The following is a 16,589-nucleotide window of genomic DNA, read 5'->3' as shown; positions in this document are numbered from 1 at the left end:
CGAAAATGTATTTGACCTCCCGTTCCGAGGAGGAGGATATGGAAACGATACGTGCCAACGAGTATCACGATATCGCCAAAGTGAGCGACCCACAGCTATCGCCGGACGGCGAACGAGTGGCGTTCGTTCGCTCCGTCCCGAAGGACGACGAGCAGTACGAGGCGACCGTGTACGTCGTCCCGCTCGGCGGCGGCGAGCCGACCCGGTTCACCATCAACGAGGGCGCGGACAGCGACCCGCGATGGAGTCCGAGCGGCGACCGCCTCGCGTTCGTGAGCACGCGCGGCGCGGACGACGACCGCCCGCAGTTGTGGGTGCTCCCCGCGGAGGGCGGCGAGGCGCGACGGGTCACGGACGTGGCGGGCGGCGTCTCGCAGTTGGCGTGGTCGCCGGACGGGATGCGAATCGCGTTCGTCCAGCAGAGCACCGAGGACGACCGCGAGGAGGGGCGCGACATCTCGCTGGACGGCGAGGAGTACGAGCCGGAGACGCCCGACCCCCGCGTCATCGACCGGAAAATCTACCGCGCGGGGCAACGGTACTTCGACAGCAGGCGGAGCCACGTCTACATCGTCGACCTCTCTGACGACTCCGTCGAACGACTCACCGACGGCGACTTCGATTTCGCGGAGCCGGAGTGGGGCGACGCGACGACGCTCTACTACGGCGCCCGGCGCGAGGGCGACCCTGACGACAACATCACGGTCGACATCGTCGCCCACGACACGGACTCCGGCGAGGAAGAGCAGGTCGTCCGGACGAGCGGTTGGGGGGCGTCCATCGCGGCGACGGAAGACGGACGGGTCGCTTACCTCTACTCGCCGGAGGAGAAGGCGACGCTTCGCCAGACCGAGATAGAGGTGTTCGACCGCGAAACCGGCGAGACGGTGACGCTCACCGAGTCGCTCGACAGGACGCTCTCGATTCCGCCGCAGTGGGACGACGACGAGGAGACGGTCTACTTCGGGACGCCCGACGAGGGCGACTTCGTCGTCTGGCGCGTCCCCGGAGACGGGAGCGACGCCCCCGAACTCGTCGTCGACGATGGCCACGTCACCGACTTCTCGGTCGGCTCGGACGCCGTCACCTACGCGAAATCCGAGTGGGACCATCCGGGCGACGTGTTCGCCTCGACGCTCGGCGGGGCCGAAACCCGGCGACTCACTCGGGTCAACGCGGAGTACCTCGACGAACGGGCGGTCGGTCAACCCGAGGAGCTTCGATTCGAGTCGGACGACGGAGTCGAAGTGCAGGGGTGGGTGCTGACGCCCCCCGATTTCGACGCCGCCGAAACGTATCCGCTCGTGGTCGAGATTCACGGCGGTCCGCACGCCATGTGGTCCACCAGCGGAACCATGTGGCACGAGTTCCAGGCGCTCGCGGCGCGGGGCTACGTCGTCTTCTGGTGCAACCCCCGCGGTTCGACCGGGTACGGCGAGGAGCACATGGCCGCGATCGAGCGCGACTGGGGCGACGTGACGATGACCGACGTGATGGCCGGCACTGACCTCGTCGCCGAACGCGATTACGTGGACGAGGACAGCATGTTCGTCACCGGCGGTAGCTTCGGCGGCTACATGACCTCGTGGATCGTCGGCCACACCGACCGGTTCGCTGGCGCGGTGACCCAGCGCGGCGTGTACGACCTCAACAGCTTCTACGGGTCGACGGACGCCTTCAAACTGGTCGAGTGGGACTTCGACACGACGCCGTGGGAGGAACCGGAGTTCCTCTGGGAGCGTTCGCCCGTGGCCTACGCCGACCGGGTGACGACGCCGACGCTCGTCGTTCACAGCGACGAGGACTTCCGCGTTCCGGTGAACAACGCCGAGATGCTCTACCTGCTTCTCAAGAAAAACGACGTGGAGACCCGGCTCGTGCGCTACCCGCGCGAGGGCCACGAACTCTCCCGCAGCGGCGAACCGGCCCACGTCGTCGACCGGTTGGAGCGCATCGCCCGTTGGTTCGACGGCTACTCCGACCACCACGACGCGCCGAAGGCCCTGGAGCGCGGCGACGACGGACTCTCCGCGGCGGAGGGCGACGAGGCCGACGAAACCGACGACGACGGAGGCGAATAGCGACAACTATTCTCATAGTGGGGTACGTTTCGTTCGGGGACGTATTCTCGATAAGTACACCGCGGGCTATCGGTTTTTCACCGGAAACGAGGGGGTCTCTCGTTCGGTTCTTTCGTCCTCGTTGACGCTATCCGAAGCGGTTCGTCGCCTCGTCGAAGTCGGGGTACGGCACTCCGCGCGAGCGACGCCGCGGTACGAGGTCGATTCGGCGCGCCGAACCGCCACCGATCCGGACGTTTTCATCCGGATCTCGACCCGAAAGAAGGGGGTTCAATCGACGATTATCTCGGAGCCTTCGTTCTCCGATTCGTCGGAACCGGGCGTCATTTCGTTCTCGTAGCGGTCGATCCAGTCGGCGAAACACTCGGGACAGAGCCGTTGGCTGTCTATCTGCGAACGGTCGACCGTCAGACGGACGGTGCGGGCCAGCGCGTCCGTCAGCGGTTCTCGACAGTCGTCACACGGTTCGGGGTCGTTCTCATCGCTCATGAGGGGTCAATGTGACGCCGGATATATAAAACTCGTCGGGTACGACGCGGGGACGTTTCGGCGGCGACCGTCCCGGCGTTTCGATTCGTCGCGTTCGACTACGCGGGCGGCGCGTACCGGGTTCCGTTCGTCATCGGCTGGTGGAGTTGATACTGCACGCTCGTCGGGACGTCCCCTTTGGAGAAAATGAGGCGAACGTGCCCCAGCCACGGTATCTTCACCTCGGCGGTGCCGCGAATCCAACTCGGTTTAACCGGCTCGCTGATGCCGACGACCTGGTCGTACGCGCCGTTGTTGTCCCCCTTCGTGATGAATCCGGCGTGCGGGGCCGGACAGTGTGCCAACTCTTCGCAGTTGTCCGCGCCGGCGATGTAGGCCGGGTTGGCTTCGTCGTACCAGTTCTCCCCGCTCTCGACCCAGAAGCGCGCTCGATGGATGATGGGCGTCTCGTACTGGCTTCCGTCCGGTCGGTAGATTATCACGTCGCCGTAGTCGTTGAAGCTCTTGTATCCCGACTGCTTTCCCTGCTGATAGCTGACGACGCCCGTCCCGTCTTGGGCGGCGTTCGGCACGAACCGGTTCTCGTCGACGATGAAGATGAGGTCGCCTCGTTCCATCTGGGGCTCCATGCTCCCGCTCTCGACGGCGACCATCGGCGGCCACACCCCGCTGACGGCGAACAGTACGAGACCGATTGCGGCGACGACGGCGACGCTCTCTAACATCTCGCGGACGAACACGACCGTCCCGTTGTCGGTGCGTCGGAACCAACGAATCCACGCGACCGGTCCCGTCCCGTCGGGGCCAGTATCCCGGCCGCCGTCCGGCGACGACTCGTCTGGGGGACTCATTACGATACCCGTAGACCGCCTCCAGTTGTTAACCTTCTGGGTTGGTTCGCTACGTTTTTTGCCTCTCCGTGTGTGGGCAAAAACGTGCCACTGGAAACCCCGGCTCGAATTGTCAGAGAGCTGACGAGCCGAGGGTACAACGCGGACCGCGAGGCGGTGACGCTCCTCGCGAGCGCGTCCGACCCATCGGGGGCGCTCGAACGCGCAGTCGAACGCGCCCCCGAGGACGCCCTCAAACTCTCCGTCGACCACGTCAGAAGCGTTCTCGACTCCTCGGTTGCCGGTGACGGAAACCCCTCCGTTTCAACTGGAACCGCGGTCGCGGAACCGCGAGCCAACGGCGGTGCCGCTCCAGTCGAAACGAAGGGGTCGGCGTCGACGCCTCGAAGCCCGCACCAACCGACCATCGACGGCGACATCACCGGCGAGAGCACCGGAACCGGCGAGTACGACGATTTCGTCGCGGTGTTCCGCGACCGCTTCCAACGACTCTCGGGCAAACTCCGCGGTCGGGTGAACGCTCGCCCGACGAACGCCGTCGCGGAGATGCCGGGCGGGAGCGACGCCGCCATCGTCGGGATGATAAGCGACATCCGCTCGACGGCGAACGGACACTGGCTCGTCGAACTCGAAGATACGAACGGAACCTTCCCCTGTCTCGTGATGAAGGACAAGGAGTTCGCCGGTCTCGTGGACGAACTGCTGTTGGACGAGACCGTCGCGGTCGAGGGGAGCTTATCGAGCGACGCGGGCATCCTCTTCGTCGACTCGCTCCACTTTCCGGACGTGCCGCGCACCTACCAGCCGTCCACCGCCGACCGTCACGTGCAGGCGGCGCTCATCAGCGACGTTCACGTCGGCAGTCAGGAGTTCGAGATCGACGCGTGGCAGCGTTTCACGAGTTGGCTCCACACCGACGAAGCCCAACACGTCGAGTACCTGCTCGTGGCGGGCGACATGGTCGAGGGGGTCGGAATCTATCCGAATCAGGACGAGGAACTCGACATCGTCGACATCTTCGATCAGTACGAGCAATTCTCGGAGCACCTGAAGGAGGTGCCGGACGACATGGAGATCGTCATGATCCCCGGCAACCACGACGCTGTGCGCCTCGCCGAACCCCAACCGGGATTCGACGACGAACTGCGCGAGATAATGGACGTTCACGACGCTCGCATCACGGGCAACCCCTCGACGGTGACCATCGAAGGCGTCTCGGTGCTGATGTACCACGGCGTCTCGCTGGACGAAGTCATCGCCGAACTCCCCGCCGAGAAGGCGAGCTACGACGAACCGCACAAGGCGATGTACCAACTGCTCAAAAAACGCCACGTCGCCCCGCAGTACGGCGGCCACACCCGCGTCGCGCCGGAGGAGCGGGACTACCTCGTCATCGACGAGGTGCCGGACATCTTCCACACCGGCCACGTCCACAAACTCGGCTTCGGCAAGTACCACAACGTGCTCGCCATCAACTCCGGCTGCTGGCAGTCCCAGACCGACTTCCAGAAGAGCGTGAACATCGACCCCGATTGGGGGTACGCGCCCATCGTGGATTTGGACACCCTCGACGTGACCGCTCGGAAGTTCGTCTGAGTCCAAAAAACACCTGTTCTCCGACGAGTATGTGGGTTCATGGACGACCTCGACGCCCTCGACAAACGCATTCTGTACACGCTCCAGCGAGACTCCCGACACGCCTCGACGAGCGATATCGCGGACGAGATGGACGTCTCCCCGAGTACGGTTCGCAAGCGCATCACCCGGCTCGAAGACCGAGGCATCATCCGCGGCTACCACGCGGACATCGACTATCAGCGCACGGGATATCAACTGCACACGCTCATCGTCTGCACCGCCCCGATCGACGCGAGGGAGCAACTCGCCCGCGAGGCGCTGGACGTACCGGGCGTCGTCGCGGTCCGCGAAGTCATGACCGGCGGCGAGAACATCCACGTCAGCGCCCTCGGCGCCGACCACGACGACTTGAGCCGCATCGGGCAGGACTTGAGCGCGATCGGTCTGGAAGTCGCCGACGAGGACCTCATTCGAAACGAGTACGTCAATCCCTTCGATTCGTTTCGGTCCGCCGACGAGCGGTAGTCCGCGCAACGCTAATCACGAACCGAGAAAAAATAACTCTATAAAATCCCGAACCGGTATTCTAGCCGGGATATTTATACGTATCCGTGACAGAGCATCCACCGAGGCGTTCGGACGCGGCTCGCAAAACGACACACCGTCCGCGCCAAACGAACCATGATTCGCACGCTCATCGTTGGTGGCGACTACGCCGGCGGGACGCTCGCGGTTCGCCTCAAGGAGGTCGACGACGCCGTCGCGTACCTCGACAGCGACCCCGCCGTCGTCTCGCTCGCCGCCGAAGCCGGCGTGACCGCCCACGAAACGGACATCACGAACGTTCGGCAACTTCGGGACCTCGGCGTCACCGGGGTAGAGACCGTCGTCGCGGCGACCGACGAGGATAGCGTCAACCTCCTCGTGGCGCAACTGATGCGCACCGCGTTCGACGCCGAGCGCGTCGTCGCTCGCGTCAACGACCCGCGAAACTGCGAACCGTTCGAAGACGCCGGAATCGAGACGATCGACGCGGCGAACGCGCTCGCCAGCGAACTCCAAACCGCGCTCGAACCGCGCGAAAGACGGCGTCCGCGCCGCCTCGACAACCGCGCGTAGCTTCTCGACCAGCCATGATTTCAAACGAACCACCACCGACCGGTACCCGCACCGCCCTCGAATCACCCGACGGACCCCTCGGAGGCTAATATGGTAGAAACGCTCGAAATAGATATTCTGAACCTGTTGCTCGTTCTGAGCGTCGCGTGGGTATTCGGTTCGTTCTCCGAACGATTGGGCTATCCCGCGCTGATGGGGGAACTGCTCGCGGGAATCGTCTTCGGCCCGCCGCTGCTCGGCCTCATCCACCCGGCGGAAGAACTCACGATCTTCGCTGAGTTGGGCGTGTTTCTGCTGATGATCTACGTCGGAATGGAGGTCGATATCCGCGACCTCCTCGAACTCGGTCCGCAGTCGTTCATCGTCGCCGTCGGCGGATTCGTCCTCCCCTTCGGATTGGGGTACGCCGCGGGGCTACTCATCGGTGCGACCGTCGACCAAGCGCTGTTCGTCGGACTGGCCATGGCCGCCACGTCGCTAGCGACGAAGTCCCGGATTCTGGTCGACCTCGACCTCCTCGATACGCGGATCGCGGGCGTTCTGCTCGGCGGTGCGCTCGTCTCCGACGTGGGCGTCCTCGTCGTGTTCGCCGGGGTCATCGGCTTCATCCAAGCCGGTGCGGTTAACCCCGTGAGCATCGCCACCATCGCGGGCAAGGCGCTCGCGTTTTTCGCCATCGCGCTGCTCATCGGCGTTCGATTCCTCCCGCTGGTCTGGCGGCAGTTGGAGAGCCTCCGCGAGCGATACGGGTTCGTGGACAAGACGTCGGCGTTCACCATCGCCCTCCTCGTCGCGCTCCTGTTCGCCGAACTGGCGCACCTCGCGGGGTTGCATATGATAATCGGCGGGTTCATGGCCGGACTGTTCCTCCGACAGGCTGACCTCGAACCGGGGTTGTACGACCACATGTACGGCGTGATGTACGACCTCGCCATCGGGTTCTTCGCGCCGATATTCTTCGTCACCGTCGCGTTCGAACTGACGCTCGACGTGTTCGCGAACGACGTCGGCCTCCTCGCGTTGCTCGTCACGGTGGCGTTCGTCGGAAAGATAGTCGGCTCGTGGTCGTTCTCGCTCCCGACCGACCTCACCTCCCGCGAAGGACTGGTCGTCGGATTCGGCATGAACGGCCGGGGAACCGTCGAAATCATCCTCGCCTCCATCGGCTTGGACGCGGGTATCATCGACCAGCAACTGTTCTCGATTCTGGTCTTCCTCGCCATGCTGACGACCGCGCTGGTCCCGATAACGATGAAATGGGGCGTCGACTGGCTCGAAGCGGTCGGCGAACTCGTCCGGATGGACGAAGCGGCCGACGTCGGAGAGGCCTAACCGTCCGCCCGCTTCCGGTTTTCCAGTCGAAACGAAGGGGTTGGTCTCCGCTGAGCGACGACGAAACCTCGGAAAACGGATTTCTATCGACCAATACCGACCGCTTGGCTGCCGCCTACCGATTCAGCGTGTGAATCGCGTGTCCGAGCGCGTTCTCGGCGGCCTCCATCGTACTCTCCGAGAGCGTCGGGTGGGTGTGAACCGTGGCGGCCACGTCCTCTATCGTCGCGCCCATCTCGATGGCCAGTCCCAGTTCGGCGATGAGTTCGGAGGCCTCGGGGCCGACGATTTGTGCGCCGAGGACGAACCCGCTCGGCTCGTCGGCGACGATTCGGACGAAGCCCTCCGCGTGGCCCGTGGTGAGCGCGCGCCCGCTGGCTTGGAACGGGAACCGCCCGACGACGGGTTCGAAGCCTTGCTCTTCCGCCTCCCCCTCCGTCAGTCCGACCGTGCCGATCTCGGGGTCGGTGAACACCGCGGCGGGCATGGCCTGGTAGTCGATGGCCGAGGGTTCGCCGGCGATGACCTCCGCGGCGACCTGTCCCTCCTTGCTCGCCTTGTGCGCGAGCATCGGTTCGCCGGTCACGTCGCCGATGGCGAAGATGTGCTCCTGCTCGGTGCGCGCGCGGTCGTCCGTCCCGATGAAGCCCTTCTCGTCCGTCTCGATGCCCGCGTTCTCCAGTTCGAGCGTGTCGGTGACCGGTTGGCGACCGACCGCAACGAGCACCTTCTCGGCGCCGAACTCCGAGACCTCGCCGTCCTCGTTCTCGGTCACGACCGTGATGCCCCCGCCCGACTCCTCCCACTCCTTGGCGGCCTGCCCGAAGTGGAAGTCGATGCCCAACTCCTCGGCTCGCTTCTTGACCGGCCGCGCGAGGTCGTCCTCGTAGCCCGGGAGCACCGAGTCCAGCATCTCCACGACCGTCACGTCGGAGCCGAGTTTGGCGAAGACGCCCGCGAGTTCCATGCCGATGTAGCCCGCGCCGACGAGAACGATGCTCTCCGGCACGTCGTCCAGCGCGAGCGCCTGCCGCGAGTTGAGGACGTGCTCGCCGTCGAACTCGAAGCCGGGAATCTCGATGGCTCGACTGCCGGTGGCGACGATGGCGTGCTCGAACTCGACCGTCTCCGCGCCCTGTCCCTCGCCGCCGTGGACGACGCGAACCGAGTTCTCGTCCGCGAACTCGGCGCGGCCTTCCATCAGCGAGACGCCGTTGGCCTTGCAGAGTTTCTCGACGCCGCCGGTCAACTGCGAGACGACGCCGTCTTTCCACTCGACCATTTCGCCGAAGTTCACGTCCAGTTTGGTGTAGATTCCCATCTCCTCGGCGTTGTTCGCGTCGTAGGCCAGGTCGGACGCCGTTATCATCGCCTTCGACGGAATGCAGCCGTAGTTCAGGCAGGTTCCGCCGTAGGCGTCCTTCTCCACGAGCGTCACGTCGAGTCTCAACTGACCCGCGCGGATGGCGGCGACGTAGCCGCCCGGTCCTGCGCCGATAACCAGCACGTCCGTTCCTGTCGAGATGTCTCCGACGACCATTACGCGGACAGAGTGGCTACCGGGTAAAAAATCAGGCGGATTACGGACGGTCGGGTGGACGCGCGTTTTCCGTTAGCGCGATTTCGCGTCGGAGTCGGTATCGCCGAGGGAAAACACTACGTTCGGTTTACAACAACCGAAATCATGAACCGTTCTCTCCGGTACTCCGTCGCCGTCGTCGTCGGTGCGGTCGTGACCGCCAGCGTGACTTTCTTCGAACCGCAGACGACCGAATCGGCGATTCTGCTCGTCGGTATCGCACAAGTGTACGTCGTCGGCGCGGCGGTCGCCCTTCGGTACGGTTCGATTCTTCGAAGCACCGACGGTCCGAAGTGGGCCAGCGGCGCGTTCGCCGGCGTCTCGACGTTCGCCTGTTTCGGGCTGTTGATGGGCGTCGGCTCGAAGCCGAACCTCGCCGTGGTGGTGCTCGGCTACGGTCTCGCCGCGTTCGGTTTCGCCGCCGGAGTCGCGTTCGAACACGAGCGCGGCGACTCGCCGTGAGACGATTTCGCGCTACGAATCGAGAAAATCAGAACCTCGACGGCTCCCGACTACTCCAGCAGGAGCAGTTTCGGGTTCCGCAGATATTCGAGCACCTGATTGGCGAACGCCGCGACGATAGCGCCGTCGACGATTCGGTGGTCGATGGACACCGAGATGGGGAGCGTGGGGCGCGCTTCGACCTCGTCGTCCACGACGACCGGTCGCTTCTCCAGCGACCCGAGTCCGAAGATGCCGACCTCTGGGTAGTTGATGATGGGCGTCGCGTACTCGCCGCCGATGGCTCCGAAGTTCGTGATGGTGAACGTGCCGTCCTGCATCTCCTCGCGCGAGATGGTGCGGTCGCGGGCCTTCTCGACCAACTCGTTCATCTCCGAGGATAGCTGGAGCATATCCTTCTGGTCGACGTTCTTCACGACCGGCACCATCAGCCCGTCGTCAGTGGCGACCGCGATGCCGATGTTGTAGTAGTTCTTGAGGACGATTTCCTCGTTCTCCTCGTCCAGCGACGCGTTGAGGTACGGGTAGTCTTTCAGCGCCGCCACGATGGCCTTCAGCACGAAGGGCATGTAGGTCAGCTTGATGCCCCGGTCCTCCGCGACCTCCTTCAACTCGGCGCGCGTTTCGACCAGTTCCGACACTTCGACGGTGTCGTGGTGGGTGACGTGCGGCGCGGTGAACTTCGAGCGCTCCATCTGCTTGCCGATGGTGCGCCGGATGCCGCGGTAGGGGACGCGCTCTTCGCGCGGGCCGGTCTCGCCCGCCGCGATTTCGGCGGCGTCGGCGGCCTGCGCCCGCTGCTGGGCCTCGGCGTACTCCATCACGGCTTCGGGCGTGACGAACGCCTCGCCGTCGCGCTCCTCGGTGGCGGGCACCGCGTTGAGGTCGACGCCCTGCTCGTCGGCGAGTCGCCGGGTCGCGGGCGCGGCCAGCGTCCGGTCGCGGTCGGCGGTCGCGCCCTCGGTCGTGGGCTGTGCGCCCTGCTCCCGCGTCGGCTGCGCGCCGCCCATCGGCTCCTCGGCTTCGGCGAGCGCCTCGTCGCGGTCTCGGGCGCTCTCCGTCGATTCGTCCGATTCGTCAGACTCGCCCGAGTCCGCCGCCGTCCGCACGTCCCGTTCCGTCACGCGACCGCTCGGACCGGTGCCCTCGACTTCGCCGATGTCCACGCCGAGTTCGCGCGCGAGTCGCCTCGCGCTCGGGGCCGCGAACACGCGACCCTCCGGCGTCGTCGTCTCCTCGGAGACGTCCGGCTCCTCGGCGACCTCCTCTTGGGATTCGGTCGGCGCTTCGGATTCGGCGCTCTCGGTGGTCGGTTCGTCCGCTTCCTCGCCTTCCACGTCGAACGTGATGATGACGTTCCCGACGGGAACGACCTCGCCCTCTTCGGCTCGCAGCTCGCGAACCGTCCCGTTCACGGGCGAGGGAACCTCCACGATGGCTTTGTCCGTCTCGACTTCTGCGACCGGCTGGTCCTCGCTGACCGCGTCGCCCTCCTCGACCAGCCAACTGACGAGTTCGCCCTCGGCGACGCCCTCGCCGACGTCCGGAAGTTTGAATTCGCGTACCATGTTAGAAGTTCACCGCGTCGCGGATGCCCTCCTTGATGCGTGCCGGTTCGGGCAGGTAGTAGTCCTCGAGGCTGTACAGCGGGAACGGCGTGTCGAAGCCGGTGATGCGCTCGACGGGCGCTTCCTGGTACAGCAGGGCTTCTTCCTGAATCGTCGCCGCGATTTCGCCGGCGAGACCGCCCGACTTCGGGGCTTCGTGGACGACCGCCGCGCGTCCGGTCTTCTTGAACGACTCGACGATGGCGTCCGTGTCGAGCGGCGAGACGGTTCGAAGGTCGACGACCTCAACGTCGATTTCGCCCTCCAACTGCTCGGCGGCCTCCATCGTCGGGCGGGTCATCGCACCCCACGTGAACACCGAGATGTCCTCGCCTTCCCTGCGCACCGCGGCCTCCCCGATGGGAACCTCGTAGGACTCGGTCGGCACGTCGCCGCGGAACGCGCGGTAGATGAGCTTCGGTTCGAGGAAGACGACCGGGTCGGGGTCTCGAATCGCCGACGTGAGCAGTCCCTTCGTATCGTACGGCGTACTCGGGATGACGACCTTGAGACCGGGCTGGTGCGCGAAGAACGCCTCCGTCGATTCGGAGTGGTGTTCCGGCGCGCGGATGCCGCCGCCGTAGGGCGCGCGGATTACCATCGGACAGGTGTACCGGCCGCGCGAGCGCGTACGCAGACGGGCCGCGTGCGAGACGATCTGGTCGAACGCCGGGTAGATGAAGCCCATGAACTGGATTTCGGGCACGGGCTTCAGACCGTAGGCGGCCATGCCTATCGCGGTGCCGACGATGCCGGACTCCGCCAGCGGCGTGTCGATGACGCGGTCGTCGCCGAACTCGTCGTAGAGGCCTTCGGTCGCGCGGAACACGCCGCCGTTCTTGCCGACGTCCTCGCCCATGACGACGACGTCGTCGTCCTGCTGCATTTCAGTGTACAGTCCGTCGCGGACTGCCTGCACGAGCGTGAGATTTTCCGATTCGGTAGTTGCCTGACTCATAGTTACTCCTCCAGAAGTGCGTCGTCCCCGTACTGTTCGCGGATGCGTTCGAACCACTCGCGTTGTTCGCGCAGTCGCCGCGGCATGTCCGCGTACACGTGCTTGAATATCTCATCGGGGTCGGGTCGCTCGACCGACTCAGCCTCGTCGATGGCGTCCGCGACCTGTTCTTTGACGTCCTCCCCGATGGCGTCCACCGACTCGTCGTCGAGCCGTCCCGTGTTCCGCAGGAACGCCTCCATCCGCGGAATCGGGTCCTTGCGTTTCCACCGCTGGACTTCGTCGTCGTCGCGGTAGACGGTCGGGTCGTCGGCGGTGGTGTGCGCGCCGAAGCGGTACTGCACCGCCTCGATGAGCGTCGGACGTAGCTCGTCCTCGCCGGGGTTTTTGGCCTTGTTCACGGATTCTTTCGTCACCTTGTACACCGCGAGCGGGTCCATCCCGTCGACCTGCACGCCCTCGAAGCCGTAGGCCTGGGCTTTCTGCGCGATGGTCTCGGAGGCGGTCTGGCGCTCGCGCGGCACCGATATCGCCCACTGGTTGTTGTTACAGAAGAAGACGGCGGGCGCGTCGAAGACGCCCGCGAAGTTCATCCCTTCGTGGAAGTCGCCCTCGCTGGTCGCCCCGTCGCCGAAGTAACAGAGGAACGCTCTCTCCTCGCCCTTCAGGCGCGACGCCCACGCCGCGCCGGTCGCGTGAAGCACCTGCGTCGCGATGGGCACCGCGACGGTGAAGATGTTCGAGTCCGCGGGGATCTCGTTGCCCGCCTCGTGGCCCATCCAGTATAGCATGGTCTGTTTGAGCGAGAGGCCGCGGACGAGCGCCGCGCCGTGCTCGCGATAGCTCGGGAACATCCAGTCGTCGTCGTCGAGCGCGTAGACGCTCCCGATTTGCGCGCCTTCCTGCCCGGAGAGCGGGGGGTACGTTCCCATTCGACCCTGGCGCTGGAGGCTAACCGCCCGCTCGTCGAAGTGGCGGGCGAGACGCATCTGGTGGTACATGTCCACCAGTTCCTCGTCGGAGAGGTTCGGCACCTCTGCACCGTCCAGCACCGTTCCGTCTTCGTCCAGTATCTGTACTCGCTCCTGGGGGTCTCGGTGTACGATGCTCACGGTCGAACCCATCCTGACATGCGCGAAAAAACTCTCGCGCACACTATAGGGTTTTCGTAATTAACTTCCCATAGAAACCGCTCCACATGCCATTTTTGTGGGTTTGTCCCGCAAACGCCGATAGAATTTCCAATTATAAAATTGCCGGCCGAATACCGGTCTGTCGATGGACATACTCGTACGGTCTTGAGAGCCGATGAACAACGTTGTGCATCGATTGGCGATTTCATTGACAAGAAACAGCGCAATTCCCGCCTCGCGGGTCGTTCCGCCCGCTCACTCACACGGAGGCTCTCCGAGCTTCCCGCCTCGCTTGCTCCACCGTCTTCCCGTCCCGGAGAATGGCGTCGACGAACAGCTCACCCGCCTTGTACGACGACCGAACCATCGGGCCGCTGGCGCAGTAGAGGAAGCCGAGTTCGTCCTCGGCGACCTGTCGCCACGTCTCGAACTTCGCGGGATGGACGTACGCCTCGACGTCGAGGTGGGTGCGCGACGGCTGGAGATACTGGCCGAGCGTGACGATGTCCACGTCGGTCTCCCGGAGGTCCGAGAGCGTCTGGTACACTTCGTGGTCGTACTCCCCGAGGCCGAGCATCAGACTGGTCTTCGTGTAGATGTCCGACTCGCGCTCGACCTGTTCGAGAACGCCGAGGCTCTGTTCGTAGCCCGCTCGGGGGTCGCGGACGGGACGCTGGAGCCGTTCGACCGTCTCGACGTTGTGTGCGATGACGTCCGGTTCGGCGTCGATTATCTTCCGGACGAGACGTTCTTCGCCCTGAAAGTCCGGAATCAGCACTTCCACGAGGATGCCGGGGTGGCGCTTCTTTATCTCTCGAATCGTCTGCGCGAAGTGGCCCGCGCCTTGTCCCTCGAGGTCGTCGCGGTCGACCGACGTGAGAACCACGTAATCGAGGCCGATTTCCGCGATGGCGCTCGCCACGTTCGTTGGTTCGTCCGGGTCGAGCGGTTCACCGCCGCCGGTGTCCACGTCGCAGAAGCCGCAACTGCGCGTACACTGGTGGCCCATCAGCATGAAGGTGGCCGTCCCCCCGCCGTCCTCGCCTCGTCCGCTCCAGCACTCGCCGAGATTCGGACAGTTGGCCTCCTCGCAGACGGTGTGAAGGTCGTGCTCCCGGAGCGTCTGCTTGATTCCCGTGAACTCCTGTCCCGACGGAGGCCGCATCTTCAGCCAGTTTGGCTTGCGCCGCCCACTCATTGGTAACGGCTTGGGGCTACCGCGACAAAAGGATAGGGTATTCGAGGGAGACTCGCCCCGTTCTCACCGCCATTGTGACTCGACGGCCGCGCGTATCCCGCTGTTGTCGATCGGAAATCCGGGGGTACCCGCTCCGGTCGCGGAGCAAGTAGCCAATAACAATGGCAGTCACTCGCCTATCGGTTCGACATGGCCACGGACGACCGTATGAGGACGAACGACGGCATGAACACGAACGGGTTGGACTGGTTCAGCATTCTCCTGGTCGTGGTCGGCGCGCTCAACTGGGGCATCGTCGGACTGACGGGATTGATCGGAGAACCGCTGAACGTCGTCCAGCAGGCGATGGGACTGCTGTTTCTCCCCGACGTCGCCCTGACGGTCACGTACCTCATCTACGTGCTCGTCGGCCTCGCGGGTCTGTATTTCATCTACACCAGCTACAAGATCGGTCGCGCGAGCCGGCGGACGCGTCAACGAGCCCCGCAGCAGACGGAGTAGAGTATTCTTCACACACCGTTTTAACTCAATCGATGAATATCCCACATTTCTCCGATTAAACCGTTTAATTCCTTATTTCATGGTGACGTCCATTGTCATATCCTCCCTACAATACTTATAAATACCATCAGGATTTCATGATTTGTATAGCTGAAAACCATGCCCGAGCTATCACGGGACGAAATCACCGACGGGTCGTTAATACGAGCCCTCGTACTCCTCGCCGCCCCCCTCGTCTTACAGAACTTCGTACAAGTCGCCCAACAAGTCGTCGATACGTTCTGGGTCGGTCGTCTCGGCGAGGACGCGGTCGCCGCGGTCGGGTTGAGTTTCCCCCTCACCGCCATTCTGTTCGCCGTTTTCATGATTCCGCTCGTCGGGACGCAGGTGCTCGTCTCCCAGCGCGTCGGAGCGGACGACGAGGCGGGTGCTCGCCGCGCGGCGTTCCACGGCATCACGTTGGCGTTCGTCATGGGCCTCGTCCTCCTCGGCCTCGTGTTCCTCTTCGCACCCAACGTCATCTCCCTGTTCGGTGCGACCCCCGCGGTCACGTCGCTCACCATCGTCTATCTGACGACGTACGCGTTCGGACTGCCGATAATAGGCGTGGGCGATACCATCGAGATGGGGTTCATCGGATGGGGCGATTCGCGGGCCGCCCTCTACATCAACGTCGTCGCGGTCGCCGTCAACATCATCCTCGATCCGTTTCTCATCTTCGGTTACTTGATTCCCGGATTCGACGGACTCCAAATCGCCGGTGCCGCTCTCGCCACCATCCTCGGATACGGTATCTCGTCGCTTCTCGCGCTCGGAATGATGCTTCGTGGCCGGGACGGGTACACGCTCACGCGGAACTCGATGACGTTCCGGATGGGCGACTACCGCGAACTCGTCGATATCGGACTTCCCATGCTCGGCCAGCGCCTCGCCGGCCAGTCGGTTCGCGTTCTCATCATCGGCATCGTCGCCGCCGCCGGTGGCACCGCCGCCGTCGCGGCGTACACGGTCGGCGCGCGAATCGCGAGCGTCGCTTTCATCCCCGCCAGCGGCCTCGCACAGGCGGCACAGAGCGTCATCGGCCAGAACATCGGTGCCGACAACCCGCTACGGGCGAGTAGGGCGACGTGGGTCGGCGTCGCCATCGCTGCCGTCGGTCTCTCCATCGTCGGAGTCGTCCAGTGGCTCATCCCCGAACTGCTGACGAACATCTTCGTCCCCGACATCAGCGAGGACGGTCTCGCGCTCACCATCGACTATCTCAGGATACTCGCCTACGGTTACTGGGGTATCGGTGCGATGTACCTCTTCAACGCCGGATTCAACGGTGCTCGCCGCACCAAGACGACCATGATCGCGGATATGATGAAGTACTGGGCCATCAGGCTTCCCGTCGCCGCCCTCGGCGTTCTGTGGCTCGACCGCGGCGTCCACACCGTGTTCTGGGCGGTCACGATTTCGAATTGCGTCGCAGCGGTCGGTGCCGGCGCGTACTACTACTACACGTCGAACAACGGGATGCTGGAGCGCGCCGTCGAGGCCGCGACGAATCCCGCGGACTGAGTCTCCACTCGCCGGCCAAAGGGGAAAGAATGGGAGCGCGGAGCGTGTGACCGCGTCCGGAAAGTGCACTCCGGGGTACTTAAAGCCACGGGGGCTGGAGTGAAAGTGAAAACCGATAGCAGGCGCCGCCAAAATCCC

At 64.3% G+C, this 16,589-nt stretch carries 15 protein-coding genes; 8 read left to right on the top strand and 7 right to left on the bottom strand.

From position 1 onward, the window contains the following. Positions 1 to 38: 38 nt before the first annotated feature. The gene (locus tag LIX00_RS09825; protein ID WP_227353015.1) at positions 39 to 2,081 is read left to right on the top strand and encodes a S9 family peptidase; all 2,043 of its coding nucleotides are present in this window, start codon (positions 39 to 41) and stop codon (positions 2,079 to 2,081) included. 270 nt (positions 2,082 to 2,351) lie between these two features. On the opposite strand, the gene LIX00_RS09820 is transcribed toward LIX00_RS09825, so the two are convergent. After that, positions 2,352 to 2,570: a DUF7569 family protein gene (locus LIX00_RS09820; protein ID WP_227353014.1), complete on the bottom strand. Its 219-nt coding sequence runs from the start codon at positions 2,568 to 2,570 to the stop codon at positions 2,352 to 2,354. Positions 2,571 to 2,668: 98 nt separating this feature from the next. Continuing rightward, entirely contained in the window at positions 2,669 to 3,421 is a 753-nt protein-coding gene (locus LIX00_RS09815) for a S24/S26 family peptidase (RefSeq protein WP_227353013.1), read from the bottom strand. 84 nt (positions 3,422 to 3,505) lie between these two features. On the opposite strand from LIX00_RS09815, the gene LIX00_RS09810 reads away from it, so the two are divergent. The 4 genes from LIX00_RS09810 (at position 3,506) to LIX00_RS09795 (ending at position 7,450) form a co-directional block, all read left to right on the top strand. Then, on the top strand, positions 3,506 to 5,017 hold the full coding sequence (locus LIX00_RS09810; RefSeq protein WP_227353012.1) for a DNA-directed DNA polymerase II small subunit: 1,512 nt from the start codon (positions 3,506 to 3,508) through the stop codon (positions 5,015 to 5,017). A gap of 39 nt (positions 5,018 to 5,056) precedes the next feature. Continuing rightward, positions 5,057 to 5,524: an Lrp/AsnC family transcriptional regulator gene (locus tag LIX00_RS09805; RefSeq protein WP_227353011.1), complete on the top strand. Its 468-nt coding sequence runs from the start codon at positions 5,057 to 5,059 to the stop codon at positions 5,522 to 5,524. 156 nt (positions 5,525 to 5,680) lie between these two features. After that, positions 5,681 to 6,118 (top strand): NAD(P)-binding protein, encoded by a 438-nt coding sequence (locus tag LIX00_RS09800; RefSeq protein WP_227353010.1) that lies wholly within the window; start codon positions 5,681 to 5,683, stop codon positions 6,116 to 6,118. 90 nt (positions 6,119 to 6,208) lie between these two features. Beyond that, positions 6,209 to 7,450: a cation:proton antiporter gene (locus LIX00_RS09795; RefSeq protein ID WP_227353009.1), complete on the top strand. Its 1,242-nt coding sequence runs from the start codon at positions 6,209 to 6,211 to the stop codon at positions 7,448 to 7,450. Positions 7,451 to 7,565: 115 nt separating this feature from the next. Here the strand turns inward: LIX00_RS09795 and lpdA are convergent, their stop codons facing one another. Next, complete coding sequence (gene lpdA / locus LIX00_RS09790) at positions 7,566 to 8,990, bottom strand: dihydrolipoyl dehydrogenase (RefSeq protein ID WP_227353008.1); 1,425 nt, start codon at positions 8,988 to 8,990, stop codon at positions 7,566 to 7,568. 144 nt (positions 8,991 to 9,134) lie between these two features. Between lpdA and LIX00_RS09785 the strand changes: the two genes are divergently transcribed. After that, positions 9,135 to 9,491, top strand: coding sequence for a hypothetical protein (locus LIX00_RS09785; RefSeq protein WP_227353007.1), 357 nt, complete (start codon positions 9,135 to 9,137; stop codon positions 9,489 to 9,491). Between the two features lie 50 nt (positions 9,492 to 9,541). Here the strand turns inward: LIX00_RS09785 and LIX00_RS09780 are convergent, their stop codons facing one another. The 4 genes from LIX00_RS09780 to lipA all read right to left on the bottom strand — a co-directional run bounded on the left by LIX00_RS09780 (position 9,542) and on the right by lipA (position 14,387). Next, positions 9,542 to 11,059 (bottom strand): dihydrolipoamide acetyltransferase family protein, encoded by a 1,518-nt coding sequence (locus LIX00_RS09780; RefSeq protein WP_227353006.1) that lies wholly within the window; start codon positions 11,057 to 11,059, stop codon positions 9,542 to 9,544. A 1-nt stretch (position 11,060) separates the two neighbouring features. Then, entirely contained in the window at positions 11,061 to 12,056 is a 996-nt protein-coding gene (locus LIX00_RS09775; protein ID WP_227353005.1) for an alpha-ketoacid dehydrogenase subunit beta, read from the bottom strand. A gap of 2 nt (positions 12,057 to 12,058) precedes the next feature. Further along, positions 12,059 to 13,168 (bottom strand): pyruvate dehydrogenase (acetyl-transferring) E1 component subunit alpha, encoded by a 1,110-nt coding sequence (gene pdhA, locus LIX00_RS09770; protein WP_227353004.1) that lies wholly within the window; start codon positions 13,166 to 13,168, stop codon positions 12,059 to 12,061. 280 nt (positions 13,169 to 13,448) lie between these two features. Next, positions 13,449 to 14,387, bottom strand: coding sequence for a lipoyl synthase (gene lipA, locus LIX00_RS09765; RefSeq protein WP_227353003.1), 939 nt, complete (start codon positions 14,385 to 14,387; stop codon positions 13,449 to 13,451). Positions 14,388 to 14,594: 207 nt separating this feature from the next. Between lipA and LIX00_RS09760 the strand changes: the two genes are divergently transcribed. Then, the gene (locus LIX00_RS09760; RefSeq protein WP_227353002.1) at positions 14,595 to 14,888 is read left to right on the top strand and encodes a DUF378 domain-containing protein; all 294 of its coding nucleotides are present in this window, start codon (positions 14,595 to 14,597) and stop codon (positions 14,886 to 14,888) included. Between the two features lie 159 nt (positions 14,889 to 15,047). Continuing rightward, positions 15,048 to 16,451, top strand: coding sequence for an MATE family efflux transporter (locus LIX00_RS09755; protein WP_227353001.1), 1,404 nt, complete (start codon positions 15,048 to 15,050; stop codon positions 16,449 to 16,451). The last annotated feature ends 138 nt before the right edge of the window (positions 16,452 to 16,589 follow it).

The organism is Haladaptatus salinisoli (assembly GCF_020614375.1).
In the GTDB taxonomy this organism is placed as follows: domain Archaea; phylum Halobacteriota; class Halobacteria; order Halobacteriales; family Haladaptataceae; genus Haladaptatus; species Haladaptatus salinisoli.
This window is presented reverse-complemented; position numbering and strand designations above follow the sequence as displayed.